This window comes from Pseudomonas sp. NBRC 111127 (assembly GCF_001320345.1).
GTDB lineage: Bacteria > Pseudomonadota > Gammaproteobacteria > Pseudomonadales > Pseudomonadaceae > Aquipseudomonas > Aquipseudomonas juntendi.
In genome coordinates this window covers 1-14,785 of the sequence record NZ_BCBD01000043.1, presented here as the reverse complement: position 1 = coordinate 14,785, position 14,785 = coordinate 1, and the positions used below count along the sequence as shown (strand labels likewise).

Here is a 14,785-nt window from a genome sequence, read left to right as displayed (position 1 = left end):
AGAATGACCTGCCCATGAATATCGACCTGCACGGATTCGGTCCGGCCATGATGGCCGGCACCCTGATGACCGTAAAACTGGCGCTATGCGCCTTGCTGCTGGGCCTGGTTTTGGGCCTGCTTGGCGCCCTGGCCAAGACCTCTTCGATCAAGCCGCTGCAATGGCTTGGCGGTTTCTACTCGACCCTGGTGCGCGGCGTGCCCGAGCTGCTGTGGGTACTGCTTATCTATTTCGGCACCGTCGGGCTTATGAACACCCTCGGCGAAGCCCTGAAAATGCCCGGCCTTGAGCTCAGCGCCTTCGCTGCGGGGGTGATTGCCCTGGGCCTGTGCTTCGGCGCCTACGCCACCGAAGTGTTCCGCGGGGCGATCCTGGCGATCCCCAAGGGCCACCGTGAAGCTGGCCTGGCGCTGGGCCTGTCCAAAGGCCGCATCCTGTCGCGGATCATTCTGCCGCAAATGTGGCGCATCGCCCTGCCCGGCCTGGGCAACCTGTTCATGATCCTGATGAAAGACACTGCCCTGGTGTCGGTGATCGGCCTGGAAGAAATCATGCGCCACGCGCAAATCGGCGTGACCGTGACCAAGGCACCGTTCACCTTCTACATGGTCGCGGCCTGCATCTACCTGAGCTTGACTGTCATCGCCATGACCGGCATGTACTTCCTGGAAAAACGCGCCGCTCGCGGCTTTGCGAGGGCCGAATAATGAACTGGGAAGTCATCTTCAAATGGCTGCCACGCCTGGCTGAAGGCGCCGTGCTGACCCTGGAGCTGGTGGCCATTGCGGTGGTTGCCGGGTTGATCCTGGCCATCCCCCTGGGCATCGCCCGTTCCTCGCGCCGCTGGTATGTGCGCGCAGTGCCGTTCAGCTATATCTTCTTCTTCCGTGGCACGCCGCTGCTGGTGCAGCTGTTTCTGGTGTACTACGGCCTGGCGCAGTTCGATGCCGTGCGCTCCAGCGCGCTGTGGCCGTACCTGCGCGATCCGTTCTGGTGCACGGTGCTGACCATGACCCTGCACACGGCGGCCTACATTGCCGAGATCCTGCGTGGCGCCCTGCAATCGATACCCAAGGGCGAGATCGAGGCCGCACGGGCCCTGGGCATGTCGCGGGGCAAGACGCTGTTCTACATCATGCTGCCGCGCGCTGCGCGCATCGGCCTGCCGGCGTACAGCAACGAAGTGATCCTGATGCTCAAGGCCAGTGCCCTGGCCAGTACCGTGACCCTGCTGGAACTGACCGGCATGGCCCGCACCATCATCGCGCGCACCTACCTGCCAGTGGAGATTTTCTTCGCGGCCGGGGTGTTCTACCTGGCAATCTCGTTCTTGCTGGTGCAGGGCTTCAAGCTGCTGGAGCGCTGGCTGCGCGTGGATGCCAGCCAGGGCCGTTGATCGCTCACCGACTGCTTCGCGGGCACGCCCGCTCCCACAAGGTATAGCGCCATATTCAAGGCTGGCGCTGTACTGTGGGAGCGGGCGTGCCCGCGAAGAGGCCCTTAAAACCTACACACATCTACCCATGGCCAACTACCTCCACAGCGACCAGCTAAGCACCCGCTTCCAGGCCCTCGACCAGTTCCTGATCGAGCACCAACAGCTGTGGAAACCGCGCCCCTTCACCACCCTGCAGATGGACTGGGAAACCACACACCCCGAGCTGGCCGCCCACTTGCGCCAGTCCTCCCTGGCAGATGCAGAACACCCCGACGCTGCCGATTTGTTGCCGGCCCCGTTCCCGCAACTGGCCCGGCAAGCCGAACAGCTATCCGCCCTGGGCAACCTCCCGGCAACCGACCTGCCCCCCGCCGCCCACCGCTTGGACGTAGCGGTCCCCGGCCGCAAATGGCAGCAGATCGAAGCCTTCGCCAGCCACCTGGCCTTCCGCAACCAGCCCCGCCACTGGCTGGACTGGTGCTCGGGCAAAGGCCACCTCGGCCGCCGCCTGCTGCAACCCGGCCAGCAACTGACCTGCCTGGAATACGATGCCGAGCTGGTCGCCGCTGGCCAAGCCCTGAGTGCGCACCATCACCTGCCAGCCGTGCACGTACACCAGGACGTGATGGCCGGCGACAGCGCCCGCCACCTTGATGGTGCAAAAAGCGTGGTTGCCCTGCACGCCTGTGGCGACCTGCATGTACGCCTGTTGCAGCTGGCCAGCCAGCAAGGTTGCCGACAACTGGCCGTGGCGCCGTGCTGCTACAACCGGATCGCGCAGCAGCAGTACCAGGCGTTATCCACAGCCGCGCAAGCCTCCCGCCTGCAACTGTCGCTGGACGACCTTGGCCTGCCCCTGAGCGAAACCGTGACAGCCGGCGCCCGCGTGCGGCGCCAGCGCGACGCCTCCATGGCCCGCCGCCTCGGTTTCGACTTGCTGCAACGCCAGCAACGGCAACATGACCAATACCTGCCCACACCTTCCCTGCCAGTGGCCTGGCTGGAGAAGCCCTTCGAGCACTACTGCCGTGACCTGGCGCAGCTCAAAAACCTTCCGCTAAGCGGCAACCCTGATTGGGCAGCGCTGGAAGCCGCAGGCTGGCAACGCCTGGCCGAGGTACGCAACCTGGAGCGGGTGCGTAACCTGTTCCGCCGGCCGTTGGAGCTGTGGCTGGTGCTCGATCGCGCCCTCTTCCTGAAAGAGCAGGGTTTCGAAGTGCGGCTGGGGCTTTTCTGCGACTATCCACTGACCCCACGCAACCTGCTGATCCTCGCTGAACGCGACCGTTAGCCGCAGCACAACCTGTGGATAACTCTGTGAACAAGCTTGTGATTACCTGTTGGAGCCAAGCGCTATTTCAAACGCTTGGCTTATTCCGCCGCGCACCTGCAGCCCAGCAAAAACAGGCATTTGCGCAAAGACAAGCGGTGTAGCGATGCGGCATGGCTTTCGCTAAAGCTGCGAATGCCACTTGTGCATAAACATTTCTTGTGGTTAGCACAGTGAGCGTTTGCGGGGCCCTAGTGCGCCTTGTTCTTGGCGATCTCGATATCGTTCATCAGCGCCTTGGCCATGTCGCACAGGTAATCGGCAGCACCCAGGAATTTATGGTCGTCTTCCATATCGCCCTCACGGACCAAGTGCTTGATGTAGCCCATCAGGATGGAGACATGCTCATAGGCGGCATCGACCGGGATACCGGGCTCGACGCGGAGCAGATTGAGGGAGGGGTTGCCGGCGGGGAGGAAGGTTTCTACGCCTGCGGTGGTGATGGGCTTATCCGAATCAATGATTTTCAAGTTTCAAACTCCTGCGTTCATGAGGAGTTGCCTTTCATTCTTTCTCACGGAACGAAGGTGGCAACCAAGCACGGGGTGAGAAACCGAGTGAACGTAGGAAGCTCGGCCAGACCAAAGTCTGCCCGTGCAGGGTCGCCATTAAACAGCCGATACGTTCGAAAGTCGGGTTCTCACACCCGGTCGCCTGAGCGACCCGGAAACGTTATCCGTGAGCCATTTCCCCGACAACAGCGATACTTCGGCGGCGCGCGTAGGATACGTCTGAAGCCTACAGATCCTGAAGCCTTCAGGTCCCAGGTTCAGAATTTTCGTACCTGCAGGATAATCGATAAGTGTAGGAGCGGGTTCACCCGCGAAGAGGCCCTCCCAGGCAACCCCATGCTAAACCCACCCTCATCGGTGTATCATCCGCGCCCCAAATCATTAAAAAGTGAATCGCGCGCTGCCCAGCGGCCCTGCGATCTTCTGGCATTGCGCCAGATTCGACATTGGACCCACCCCATGCCACTAACCAAGCCCCTCGCCCTGCTCAGCTTCGCCCTGGCCCTGACCGCCTGCTCCCAACACCCAGCGTCGCACCCCAGCGACAACCTGGGCTGGAACCATCCCGGCATGCAGCTGGGCGGTGACAACGGCCTGCCCATGCGCACCGAAAGCCCCTGCCGCAAGCGCGGCTGCGACAACGACAAGCTGTTTTTCAACCCAGGTAAAAGCGAGCCAAGCGTCACCACCCTGCACCGCGGCTGGTAAGAAATTTCTTCTTTTGGGTCGGTGACTTAGCTCTTTTACGAACAATCGCAACGAAGTGGTTTACAGGCGCCAACCGATCGCTATAATGACGCCCCATTGCCGGTATAGCTCAGATGGTAGAGCAACTGACTTGTAATCAGTAGGTCCCGGGTTCGATTCCTGGTGCCGGCACCATACGCAGTACTCAAAAGGCTCACCGCAAGGTGGGCCTTTTTTGTTTCAAGCCCACGCCCCAGAACGCCGCTCAACTCGCTTGATGCAGGAGCAACTGTCTTTCTCAAAATTTGAAAAGCCTGTGCGATTCATTGTGGGAGCGGGCTTGCCCGCGAAGCAGGCGACGCGGCGTCTGGCACCGGCTCCGCCGGTGTTCGCGGGCCGCTCCTTCGGGCGGTGTATATCGGGCGGTGCCGAGCCGCAGATATGTGCCCACCACCCACCAATGTAGGACCCTTGCCTCGCGATGGGCTGCGCAGCATCCCCAGCAATCTCAAGTGGCGCATTCTCTGACCATCAAGAAAAGCCCCCACACACAAACGCTTTGACTTGCCCATCGAGCCCACCTAAGATTTTATCGTAAATTTTAGATATCCCTGGTGAGGCAAGCCCATGCCGCTTCAATTCCACGAAAGCCCCTTCCACGCCACCCACAATGCAGAAACGGCCAGCAAAATGGCCTTGAAAATGGACCTTTCCATCTTCATCACCGACTGCATCAAAAAAATGGGCCTCAAACAACACGAGGCAGCCGCCAGGCTGAACGTAACCCAGTCCCGGGTATCCGAGTTGGCTAATGGCAAAATCGAGAAATTCACCCTGGACGCCATGATGGACATGCTCGACAAGCTTGGCTTTCGCACCAGCCTGACGCTTCCCACAAACGATGGCAGTTCATCTCCACAGATCGTGATCACTCAAGCGCCGGGCAGCTAAACCCTGTACCCCATTTTGCGCAACTCGTGCTTGAGCTCCTTCATTCGCTCTTGGGCGACCTGCATCGCGTGCCGGTCGGACCTGTTGGTCGTTTTTACGAACGAATGCAGCACAACGACCATGTCTGCGAATTTGGCCACATACACGCATCGGAATGCCGGGCTGCCGTTTATGATGAGCTCGATCGCCCCCGCCCCTACTGATTCCGTCAATGACTTGAACGGCCGAACAGGGTCCTGGCCATACTGAATGCGCCGCAGGTCCTTGCCGAAATCGTCCTGAACGTCCTTGGGCAGTTCTTTGTACTCACGCTCCGCGGCTGCACTTACAAAGGCAAATTTTTTCAATGGTCTACCCACGGCGAGATAGTGAGTTTGGGGGCGGCATCGTTGCCAGAGGGTGGGGAATTTAGCGCAGTCGCTTGCTATTGGTGGGAATAGAAATGTTGCGCGGTTTAAGCTTGAAATATCGTGTTGCGTCCTACCTGCTAAAACGGGTTCGATCTCTAACTCGGCAACTTGAGGTGGCCTGAATGTGGCGTTCGTAGAGGATGCCAAACTGTGAAAACGATTTCCGCGAACCGGGTGAATGCGGCATACGGGGCGATGGACTACGACTCCTAAGTGGATATCTGCGGCCACGGGTTCCGAGCTATGGCGTGCAGTGCGCTGGTCGAGTCCGGGCTGTGGTCGGAGACGGCTATCGAGCGGCAGATGAGTCACAAGGAACGCAACAACGTACGGGCCGCTTATACCCACAAGGCCGAGTTCCTCGAAGAGCGCCGGATGATCATGACCTGGTGGAGCCGGTTTCTAAAGGCGAACCGCGACGACCATGTGACGCCGCATGAGTTTGCCAAGCAGACGGCCGAGAACGTCACTCGCCTTCGCAGTGCCAAGAGGACCGAGTAACCCGCCGCACCACCACCTCAAACTCGCTGTGAAGTTACCCACAGCACCCATGAAGCTCCTCCGCGCGGGTCCATTCAAACGGGGCTGCATAGCCGCCCCGTTTGAATGGACCATACCTTGGAAAAAAACTGCTGGCACAGAGTACGTCTGTGGAAAACCACTGATGCCCACCGGGGGATAGTTTTATCCACAGGCGCTAAATCCCTGAAATCGCTTTGCTTGACGAACATTGTCCACAGGCGTAGACCGGGAGTTGCAAACGCTGTCGATGACAGCACCCCAGGTGACCCGAACCTTAAAGGTCACGCCGCTCCCGCGGTGGTTCTCCCCAAAGGCGATTCGCATCCGGCAGCTCGCCCGGTCACTACCCATGTGATGGATGCTCTTACACATATGGCGCTCGTGCCTCGATACACCGTACCTCGCTGCCCTGCAGCAACCTATTCGCTTGGCCGAATCTTGCGCCAACCTGTGCCCGTCTCTTTCTGTGGAAAGAGACGGGCACTTCTAACACTGCTGCAGCCCTGATCACACATGGCTTTGCGGCATTCCTCCTCGTGACAATCGGCGTGACAAACGCCGATGTCACCAGCAACAGCCTTGTAGATGATGGTGCCGCAGACCAAGGAATGGACTGCACCTGACTGACAGTCAGGCATGCCCCGGTCATCGCATTGCTGCTTGCACATGGCTCAGGATCTCGCGGCACTGGTCTCGTCAGCCAATGCAGCCTCCACCCGCCCACCGGTAACGGTGCTCAGGAGGCCAGATCATGAGATGCCCTTGCTCCCGGACGTAAGGAGTCGCCAGTCCCGCGTTGAGGACATTCCCCACAGGTCGCAGTGGCCTTGATCCCTGATAACACTCAACATTCCTGGCGGGATGACGTGGGGCGAGGATCGTAGAACGGTAGATGAGGTGACCGACATGGCATTGGTGGGTAGACGCGACGGCCGTAATTTCGGCTACGGCAGGCAATTGAGCTATGCAGGGGCGCAGGCGCTGAAAGACATGTTCGGCGGTGGCCACTACGGTACGGTCAAGACGCACAGTGGTCGATGGCAGGCATTCGTGAAGTGGTGCCGCTCCGAACAAGGGCCAGGTATCAATGATGCGCGGCAGATTGATCGGAAGGTATTGGCGGACTATGGGGAGTATCTACGCGATGCGGTTGAGTGCGGTAGCCTCGCCATCAGCACCGCACAAAACCGCCTATCCAGCGTTAACAGGACCATGGCGTCGCTGCGCGGTGATCAGTGTGTGAAATTGCCCAGTCCGAGCAAGGCGTTGGGAATGCAGCGCACCGGAGTTCGCCAATCGGCTCCGCAAGGCCAAGACCGCGAACAGGTTAAGCAGATCGTCGATGCGCTTTGTCGCGATCATCAGCATCGGGCCGCAGCGATTGTTCTGTTGGCGCGAGCCACCGGCATGCGCCTTCGTGAGGCCATCCTGGCTGACCTGCCACGGCTGAGCCTTGAGGCTGAAGGCCTAGGCAGGATCAACATTCAAGATGGCACCAAAGGCGGTCGCGCTGGCGCCTCAGCGCCACGATGGATTGCGGTGAACCAACATGTTCAAGACGCACTTGGGTTTGCACGGCAGGTGTCGCCTGCGAGTAGCCGCAACCTGATTGCGCCAGACGAAAGCTATCTGAATGTTCTGCAGGAAATCATCCGCCCAGCGCGGGAAGTCCTGCATGCACACAGGCTCAAAGGCTTCCATGAGCTACGAGCGGCGTATGCATGTGAGCGCTATGAGCAAATCACTCTACACCGCGCGCCTATCATCGGCGGCCAATACTGCCAGTTAAATCAGCACCTTGATCGCGAGGCTCGGAGGCAAATCAGCTATGAGTTGGGGCACGGTCGGATCGATGTGGTCGGGGCCTACATTGGAGGGCGCGTATGAGCAAGCCATTCGATATGGAACTGTTCTTGGCTGCGGTGCTGACGGGATCGTACGCAACGCAGCAGCGCCATTTACGGCAAGCAAAGCTCATCCAAGCGGAGATATCTGAACGCTGGCAGCTAGAAACACCTTGGGGTTGGAAGAAAAAACATGTTGTTTGGTTTCTCGACCACCGACTAGCAAGGCGATGCAAGGCAACTCGATATTACTACCTGCTGACCGTGCGACTGCTGGCTCGTCGCTTAGATAGAGCATGGATCTTCAAGTGCTAAGAAGGTCTGACTTTGATATTCACGACCGACCGCAACCGATCCACAGCAGCCATGCGCGAGAGGCGGTTATCGACCCATCAGTTACAAGAGGCTAAATCAGATCTCAAGCTGCTACCGACTAAAATGAGGTTAACCGTCAATCGCCAGTAGACACTATTTTGGCGATTTCGTAGGCTAGGTCGAACATTCTCGACACACACCACAGAAAGCCGACAAGGATGAGCACATGGTACCTGAAGCCATTAGCGCACTTTCCAACCTAATTGATGCATGGAATTCAAATAAGAAGGCCAGGGAGCACAAAGTCAAGCAGAAAATCGAAGCCGTACAGCTAGTGATGAATGCTGTAGTAGCTACAAAGGCGTATCTGCATGACTTACAGATGGGCGTAGTGCCGTCTCGTGACGTTGAGAAGGACCTATCTATAAAGTGGGTTAACGCTTCTATGGCGATAGTTGAGTATGATCATGCACTGCATGAGGTCGCGAAGATTAAATCATTGGGCTGGGCCGACCCGAATGAGTGGGCACGGGCTGCTTCAAGGCCGTGGGCAATAAAACTGGACATTATAGTCGAGCACTGCGAATACATACTGAAGAGCAACTGAGGACTCAGTCGGTTGCAATGACCGCCATTGCATCGTGTTAAGACTAGACGCGAGTTAAACCTAAACTACCGACCGCTGTCTCTTCAGCCCTACAGAAAAGCTAATTGGACACAAAGGCGCGCGACCACCACAGTTTGAATGTCAGAAAAAGACAATATTCTAGCTGAGCTAGAAGGGAAAAATTTAATGAGGACTATGTAATGAGCGCACCCTCAACGCCCGAAAAGCGGGTTAATCTTGATGAGATTCAGACAGTTCAGCGTTTTAAAAACGATCTCGTTAAGGCTATCCCCTACGTTCCCAACAATAAAGAAAGTAAAGAATTTCTTCTAAGCCTTGGGGTGGATATGCTGCTTCACATGCACGACTTCTGGCACCATCGCCTGATAGAAGTAAGACCAAGAAAAGTTGATCTCCCTAGCCGTATCAGGAATATGCGACCCTACATAAGGAATAGAGAAAAAATAAGGAGCCTGATAAATCTGATAGAAACCGGCCACGACGTCAATGGATACTTGTCTCGAAAGGCCCATTACGGAGCCCTCGACGTAGAGGCCTTCAAAGAAGATAAAGATTTTATGCGGTCCAGGGACCATATGCATATATGTGAGGGCTATCATCATCTCCATCTGGAGCCTTATCCTAATAGAACTGACGATCTAGTCATCGCAAAAATTTTCCACTCGCGTGTAGATATCATCGGCGTGTTCCCTCACGCAATATTTGAAGAGAATCGGCCAGATTCTTTGACGTCGGAATATGAGCTGGCCGTGTCCGCCTATGCAAAAAAAAATTCCCCTTCTGGCGGGTATTTCATAGGCGGACCTGGTGGAGGGATGCAAAATCTCGCGGGAAGCTCCATTCAATCTACCACTTTCCATACCCATACCCTCAAGATAATAATGTTGGTTGAACAATACGAGGGGGGATTGGAAGCATACGTCAGAAAACTATACGAAAAAAATAATCGAACGCCGAAAAACATCAAGCCTATCTGGGTCTTAAAGGGCAGAAGTCTTGAGATACACGACAAAGTTAATAAAACTGAATTCAAAGGCGAGGATATAAAAGTCAATACGCACATAGGATATTTAACCCCTATGAAACCAGACGCCTTTGGGTGGGGCTTCCTCTAAAGGCATCGAAGCTCAATGGTCCGAAATGGCGCTTAGCATACGTTGACCGGGATGGTGCTGCCTTGGGATAGACAGCATCAATGGCTAACACTCGCAGCGACCCGCATGCGGCCCCCCGGCTTCCTGCCAGATATAGGCTGAATCAGTGTTTGGAAATTCGCACGTAGGCAGCGTGGTGAGCCAGCACGGCAGCCTAGCCTGGGACATTGTGCCAGAGGGCCTGTGACCATCCAGTCTCCTTGATGAGCGCCTCAAGGATTGCGGCAGCAACACTTCAATGTGATCTACAAGCCGTTGATTCGGCAGAAAAAATGCGCTCGACGATGTTTTACACAACGGTGCAAAGTCTGAATCGGCAAGCTGATTGTGCCGTGTCTGATGTACCGAGGTCCGATAAAAAATATAACGGCTGAGGTTGGCCAGCGTTCCTAGTCAGGTAAGTGTCCGGCTAGTGCACGCCCCAAAACTGATTGGTTCACGGTTAAAGCCCGGGAGGCCTACCTCTTTTCGATCGATAGCACATCGATGACTGGACAACTCGCTGCCTTTGCAATAGGGTTCGATGATCGTACTGGCACATCGACGCTAGAGCATTTCTTGATAGAGAGGGGCGTATGGACGAACGTAGTCGATTCAAGTTTTCAGCAGCTGAGCGGACTATTGAGATAGAAGGTCCAGAATCGTTCGTAAGCGAGCAAATCGCTCAGATGAAAGATGTAATAGCATTCTTTATAGAGCATCAGCCTACAACTCCATCTTCGGCGACGCCTACCCTCACGGTAACAGACGTAATTACCACTGAGACGATCACCGCTTCGATATCGGCCCCTTCCGAGCAGCAGCAGGGCGGGCTTGAAGCGTACCCGAACACTTTTGACACGTTCGGAGACGAGGTTAAAATTATCGCAACTGTGCCGGGTGATAATAAACGGCACCAAATGAAGAATGTCGGGCTGATATACGGATATGCTTGCAGCATCCGAGGTCAAAAAACATTTCCTGCAGATGAGGTTCGTGATATCTGCATGAATCACGGCATCCTCGACGCCCCGAACTTTTTAAAGGCTTTTACTGATAAGACCATTTTCATCATCGGCGGGGTTAAGGGAGGAAAAAAAACCTTCAAATTGACCTTGGCTGGAAAAAAGCAGGACTTGCACTAATTAGTGAAATCGAAGCGAATGCCAATTAAAGACATTCTATCGAAAGAACACCCACTAGAGCTTGTAGAGAAACTACTGGACTCTTATAAGGGCATCGAAAGAAACTATCAAATTTCCAATTGGAAAAGTAGTGAACTAGATGCTGGGCATTTTGCCGAAGTCGTGCTGCGAATCATTGAGCACAAGCTTTTAGGGGATCATACCCCTCTATCAACGAGCTTCGGGTCCTTTAATCAAGGTGTGCTTAGCAAGTTTGAGAACGCCAAGGGGCATGAGTCTTACAAAATTCTCATCCCGAGGACCCTGTTTAGCGTGTACTGCATACGTAATAAAAGAGGGGTTGGCCATATCGGTGAAGTTTCGCCAAACGAATTGGATGCCACCTATATATTATACGCCGCCAAATGGGTCATGGCAGAACTAGTAAGACTCTGTTCCACCCTATCACCTGAGGATGCCAGTGCTCTGATCCACCAGGTTATAGAAAGGCAAGTTGAAGCTATCTGGGATGATGGCGAAACCTTCATGATCTTAGATTCCAAGCTTAAAACCCCCGACAAAATACTTTTGGCCCTTTATAAAAAAGACAACAGAGTCGACTCTGAAATCCAGAAGTCCATGGAATATCAAAACAAATCCGCGTTCAATAAAATACTGGCTTCCCTGAAAAAAGAGCGCCTAATTGACTATACAGATGACAAGCGCTGCAAGATATCTCCACTTGGCTGCCTGCGAGCCGAGGAGATACTTTCAAGATTTGGTAAGAAACCTTAACTTATCGAAGCCATCAAACCAATTTCATATACCCAGGAAGACATACAGCGTGACCCCACTTAGGAGCGCGCTGTATGTATAGCCCTGATTTACGTGCTGACATGTATGAACACAGTTACATGGTGATTGTAAGTCCATACCCTCGCTTTTAGCATTGCAGGCGGCGTTCGCACGAATTGAGAGTCCCCCATCTGAGTTGAGGCCACAGCTACGGGGAGAATCGCAAGTGCTTTCCTAGAGGCTTTTGACTGGCTGCTTCTGACCGATAGCTCTCATCCGCGAAGGGCAGTTATGGGTCGACAGCGATCGCCTGTAACGGCTGCTTCGAGGCATTTTGTTCACGTCCTTGGCTAGTTTTCGCAACCGGTGATCTCGGGTCCAGACCCGCGAAAATCGTGACCTCACCACCTACAACCGTTCGTCTGGTGCCGCACCATATAAATCAACTACTTAGGCTCACCATACGGTTGGCCTTTTTTGTTTTATAACCTTTTTGTCACCATTCCCTGCCTGCCTTCCAGCAATGCCGGAGGTAGCGGGATCGATGCTGGCCGTCGTGGTCTGGATCATCCTACGCTACTGAATCCCGCCCCCCCCATCCCTTTTGGCCCCACCCCTTTTGCTCCCCCCAACTGCGGCAGTCACCCGAATCATCGCTCACCACTTGCCGTTGCTGCGTTTTTGACGTACTGTCGCTTTGCCTCCATTCAGGTATTAAATAGGGTTGTTCAAATGCGACCCGATTCAAAAAAGCCACAAGCAACGGCACTCAGCGACTCTGAGACGTTACGCTCAAAGGAATAGGGTGAAATATGAATGGAGGCTTTTTTCTCAGCCTTTTCCAGCTAAGCTCGTCGACTACACCAGGAGAGTTAGCACAGCTGCTAGGCACTGATTACGGAAAAATCAAACGCCTGTACTACACCGGGGACATGCACCGCCATTATTTGGCCTTCGACATTCCAAAAAAGAGTGGAGGCAAACGTAGAATTCTGGCGCCATCTGAGAAGCTAAAAACTCTTCAGGCCAGACTTGCCACTCTGCTTAATAAAATTTACACGCCTCGCGAGCCCGTAAAGGCGTTCCGCGAAGGTAGCTCCATTGTTGCAAACGCATATCCACATTGCCGAAAGAAATATGTTTTCAATATTGATTTAGAAAATTTTTTCGGCACTATTACCTTCCGCCGCATTCGCGGAATGTTAATTTCTGAGCCCTACTCGCTATCAGCCGAGACGGCGTCTGTTATTGCTCACCTTGCAACTGTCAATGGCATTCTCCCTCAAGGGGCACCTAGCTCTCCAATACTTTCGAACATGCTATGTGCCAGCCTTGACCGCGATCTGTATTCGCTAGCTAAGCGGAATAGAGCTGTCTATACTCGCTACGCCGACGACATAACATTTTCATTCTACAGTCCTGCAGAATTTCTTCCGCAAAATGTAGTTGAATACAGCCTCTCTAATGGCAAACCGAACCATTATTACAGCAAAGTAGGCCAGGAACTTGAGACGATAGTTCGACAACATGGATTCACTATCAATCTCACAAAAGTTAGACTGCAAGGGCCGAGCGAGAGACGTATCGTTACAGGTTTGGTTACCAATCAAAAGCCTAATGTTCCTCGTACCTATGTCAGAAAAACTGCTGCGCTTATACACTCCATTGAAAAAAATGGGGAAGAAGCGGCTAATGCGATTTACAAAAAGAAGAACCCAAACAGCTCTGGCATTCTCGAGTCACATCTTCAAGGTCGCTTATTGTACATAAAGCAAGTTGTTGGTGAAGACTCGGAAGTCTATCGAAGGCTTGCACAGCGTTACAACATGCTACCCATCAAGTCCAAGGTACCCAACACTCCTATTACGACAACTGAAGACTCGGACAACTTCAAAGTCGGTGAATTCATCAAGAGCAAGTGTTGGGTCACCGAGGTATCAGAAAATATAAATGGCAAGCTGGAGCAAATCCAAGGTACTGCCTTCATGATTCAAGGCGGCTTACTCGTCACGTGCGAACACAACCTCACTTACCGTGACAAAGATAATAAGCGCCATGAATTCAACCAATGTTGCGTTTACCGAGTAGGTGAAGGCGAAGGCTTGTATGAGGCCAACGTCATAATCCGATGCGAGAAACTCGACCTTGCAGTGCTCAGCATAAAAGAAGCTCCAACCGGACTCGAACACTTTACACTTGAGGTAACGCGAGAGCCTAATATTGGTGAGCGCGTTGCTGTCCTTGGTTTCCCCAACCATAAGACCGGTAGCCACGTGGGCATCTTAAAATGCCGTGTCACTAACAAGTATCCACTGTATGAAATTCAACACAGTGAGGTCGACAAAACCTTGTATGCCGGAAATAGCGGTGGCCCTGTTATCAACTCTAGTTATCACGTTGTTGGTGTGGCAGCTAAAGGCGCCGAAGGTAACCCCAATGGCAAAAACACATTTATTCGCATTTCTGAGCTGATCAAATATTTGCAGAAAAAAGGCTTTGAAATGTGAGTCGTAACTTATACTCTGTTGCGCTGTCATATCTGCTCAGACCGAACTGGAAGAGCTGCGAAACAAATGCTTTTGAAGGGAACGCGATAGCGCGACATTCTCGTTTGTTTAGTGAGCATAGACTGTAATTGTCGCTCACCGTGTTAGCTGCTGACAAGAGCACGCCAGGGCTTGAGGTTGGGGCGGCAGGGTTCGCGTAGCGGTTTGCCTTGCCGGACTGCCCGTCCTTGGCATGCTAGGTCAGCAGTGAATACGATGACTGACGACATCCTTGAATCACCCCCAAGGACCCTCCTTTGTTCACCGAAGTGCTACTGACAGGCAGAACATCCTTTGCCTTGCCGTCGTGATGCTCACCGTCAATGGCGCGCCGCCCCCCGATTCGATTCCAGCAAACGCCATAACTAGCTGATTTATTTATAGCGACACTTTGGGGTACGCTTAAAAATCCATCAAATTCCAGGCCCGCGAATTCCTTGCCCTTGCAGCAAGAAACCGTTCGTCTGGTGCCGCACCATACGCAGTACTCAAAAGGCTCACCGCAAGGTGGGCCTTTTTTGTTTCCAGCCCTCGCCCCAGAGGCCCGCCC

At 54.1% G+C, this 14,785-nt stretch carries 14 protein-coding genes, 1 tRNA gene and 1 pseudogene; 14 read left to right on the top strand and 2 right to left on the bottom strand.

The window, feature by feature from the left end; all coding sequences use genetic code 11:
• Window positions 1–14: 14 nt before the first annotated feature.
• The 3 genes from APH30_RS10720 to APH30_RS10710 all read left to right on the top strand — a co-directional run bounded on the left by APH30_RS10720 (window position 15) and on the right by APH30_RS10710 (window position 2,729).
• Window positions 15–707: an ABC transporter permease gene (locus APH30_RS10720; protein WP_054912515.1), complete on the top strand. Its 693-nt coding sequence runs from the start codon at window positions 15–17 to the stop codon at window positions 705–707.
• On the top strand, window positions 707–1,396 hold the full coding sequence (locus tag APH30_RS10715) for an ABC transporter permease (RefSeq protein ID WP_054905008.1): 690 nt from the start codon (window positions 707–709) through the stop codon (window positions 1,394–1,396). The genes APH30_RS10720 and APH30_RS10715 overlap by 1 nt, the downstream gene beginning before the upstream one ends.
• A 127-nt stretch (window positions 1,397–1,523) precedes the next feature.
• The gene (locus APH30_RS10710; RefSeq protein ID WP_054912514.1) at window positions 1,524–2,729 is read left to right on the top strand and encodes a methyltransferase; all 1,206 of its coding nucleotides are present in this window, start codon (window positions 1,524–1,526) and stop codon (window positions 2,727–2,729) included.
• 230 nt (window positions 2,730–2,959) lie between these two features.
• On the opposite strand, the gene APH30_RS10705 is transcribed toward APH30_RS10710, so the two are convergent.
• The gene (locus APH30_RS10705; RefSeq protein ID WP_054912513.1) at window positions 2,960–3,238 is read right to left on the bottom strand and encodes a DUF3077 domain-containing protein; all 279 of its coding nucleotides are present in this window, start codon (window positions 3,236–3,238) and stop codon (window positions 2,960–2,962) included.
• A gap of 501 nt (window positions 3,239–3,739) precedes the next feature.
• Between APH30_RS10705 and APH30_RS10700 the strand changes: the two genes are divergently transcribed.
• From APH30_RS10700 to APH30_RS10690, 3 genes are all read left to right on the top strand, one after another.
• Window positions 3,740–3,988 (top strand): hypothetical protein, encoded by a 249-nt coding sequence (locus APH30_RS10700; RefSeq protein ID WP_009682865.1) that lies wholly within the window; start codon window positions 3,740–3,742, stop codon window positions 3,986–3,988.
• Between the two features lie 98 nt (window positions 3,989–4,086).
• Window positions 4,087–4,162: transfer RNA gene (locus tag APH30_RS10695), tRNA-Thr, on the top strand.
• A gap of 432 nt (window positions 4,163–4,594) precedes the next feature.
• Window positions 4,595–4,918: a helix-turn-helix domain-containing protein gene (locus APH30_RS10690; RefSeq protein WP_054912512.1), complete on the top strand. Its 324-nt coding sequence runs from the start codon at window positions 4,595–4,597 to the stop codon at window positions 4,916–4,918.
• On the opposite strand, the gene APH30_RS10685 is transcribed toward APH30_RS10690, so the two are convergent.
• Window positions 4,915–5,265, bottom strand: a complete 351-nt coding sequence (locus APH30_RS10685) for a type II toxin-antitoxin system RelE/ParE family toxin (protein ID WP_054912525.1) — start codon at window positions 5,263–5,265, stop codon at window positions 4,915–4,917. The genes APH30_RS10690 and APH30_RS10685 overlap by 4 nt on opposite strands.
• A 216-nt stretch (window positions 5,266–5,481) precedes the next feature.
• Here APH30_RS10685 and APH30_RS10680 point away from each other — a divergent pair.
• The 8 genes and pseudogenes from APH30_RS10680 to APH30_RS27820 form a co-directional block, all read left to right on the top strand.
• A pseudogene (locus APH30_RS10680) lies at window positions 5,482–5,829 on the top strand (integrase); the annotation flags it as partial.
• Between the two features lie 927 nt (window positions 5,830–6,756).
• Entirely contained in the window at window positions 6,757–7,737 is a 981-nt protein-coding gene (locus APH30_RS10675) for an integrase domain-containing protein (protein WP_054912524.1), read from the top strand.
• Window positions 7,734–8,009, top strand: coding sequence for a hypothetical protein (locus tag APH30_RS27825; RefSeq protein WP_082416150.1), 276 nt, complete (start codon window positions 7,734–7,736; stop codon window positions 8,007–8,009). The genes APH30_RS10675 and APH30_RS27825 overlap by 4 nt, the downstream gene beginning before the upstream one ends.
• 226 nt (window positions 8,010–8,235) lie before the next feature.
• Entirely contained in the window at window positions 8,236–8,616 is a 381-nt protein-coding gene (locus APH30_RS10670) for a hypothetical protein (protein ID WP_054912510.1), read from the top strand.
• Window positions 8,617–8,816: 200 nt separating this feature from the next.
• Complete coding sequence (locus tag APH30_RS28710; protein ID WP_156326431.1) at window positions 8,817–9,752, top strand: hypothetical protein; 936 nt, start codon at window positions 8,817–8,819, stop codon at window positions 9,750–9,752.
• A gap of 614 nt (window positions 9,753–10,366) precedes the next feature.
• Window positions 10,367–10,915, top strand: a complete 549-nt coding sequence (locus tag APH30_RS10655; protein WP_054912507.1) for a hypothetical protein — start codon at window positions 10,367–10,369, stop codon at window positions 10,913–10,915.
• Between the two features lie 18 nt (window positions 10,916–10,933).
• The gene (locus APH30_RS10650; protein ID WP_054912506.1) at window positions 10,934–11,689 is read left to right on the top strand and encodes a hypothetical protein; all 756 of its coding nucleotides are present in this window, start codon (window positions 10,934–10,936) and stop codon (window positions 11,687–11,689) included.
• An 812-nt stretch (window positions 11,690–12,501) separates the two neighbouring features.
• Window positions 12,502–14,196: a reverse transcriptase domain-containing protein gene (locus APH30_RS27820; protein ID WP_082416149.1), complete on the top strand. Its 1,695-nt coding sequence runs from the start codon at window positions 12,502–12,504 to the stop codon at window positions 14,194–14,196.
• The last annotated feature ends 589 nt before the right edge of the window (window positions 14,197–14,785 follow it).

Coding starts and splice junctions, on each gene's coding strand:
- APH30_RS10720 (WP_054912515.1), top strand. CDS start 15: ATGAATATCGACCTGCACGGATTCGGTCCGGCCATGATGGCCGGCACC.
- APH30_RS10715 (WP_054905008.1), top strand. CDS start 707: ATGAACTGGGAAGTCATCTTCAAATGGCTGCCACGCCTGGCTGAAGGC.
- APH30_RS10710 (WP_054912514.1), top strand. CDS start 1,524: ATGGCCAACTACCTCCACAGCGACCAGCTAAGCACCCGCTTCCAGGCC.
- APH30_RS10700 (WP_009682865.1), top strand. CDS start 3,740: ATGCCACTAACCAAGCCCCTCGCCCTGCTCAGCTTCGCCCTGGCCCTG.
- APH30_RS10690 (WP_054912512.1), top strand. CDS start 4,595: ATGCCGCTTCAATTCCACGAAAGCCCCTTCCACGCCACCCACAATGCA.
- APH30_RS10675 (WP_054912524.1), top strand. CDS start 6,757: ATGGCATTGGTGGGTAGACGCGACGGCCGTAATTTCGGCTACGGCAGG.
- APH30_RS27825 (WP_082416150.1), top strand. CDS start 7,734: ATGAGCAAGCCATTCGATATGGAACTGTTCTTGGCTGCGGTGCTGACG.
- APH30_RS10670 (WP_054912510.1), top strand. CDS start 8,236: ATGGTACCTGAAGCCATTAGCGCACTTTCCAACCTAATTGATGCATGG.
- APH30_RS28710 (WP_156326431.1), top strand. CDS start 8,817: ATGAGCGCACCCTCAACGCCCGAAAAGCGGGTTAATCTTGATGAGATT.
- APH30_RS10655 (WP_054912507.1), top strand. CDS start 10,367: ATGGACGAACGTAGTCGATTCAAGTTTTCAGCAGCTGAGCGGACTATT.
- APH30_RS10650 (WP_054912506.1), top strand. CDS start 10,934: ATGCCAATTAAAGACATTCTATCGAAAGAACACCCACTAGAGCTTGTA.
- APH30_RS27820 (WP_082416149.1), top strand. CDS start 12,502: ATGAATGGAGGCTTTTTTCTCAGCCTTTTCCAGCTAAGCTCGTCGACT.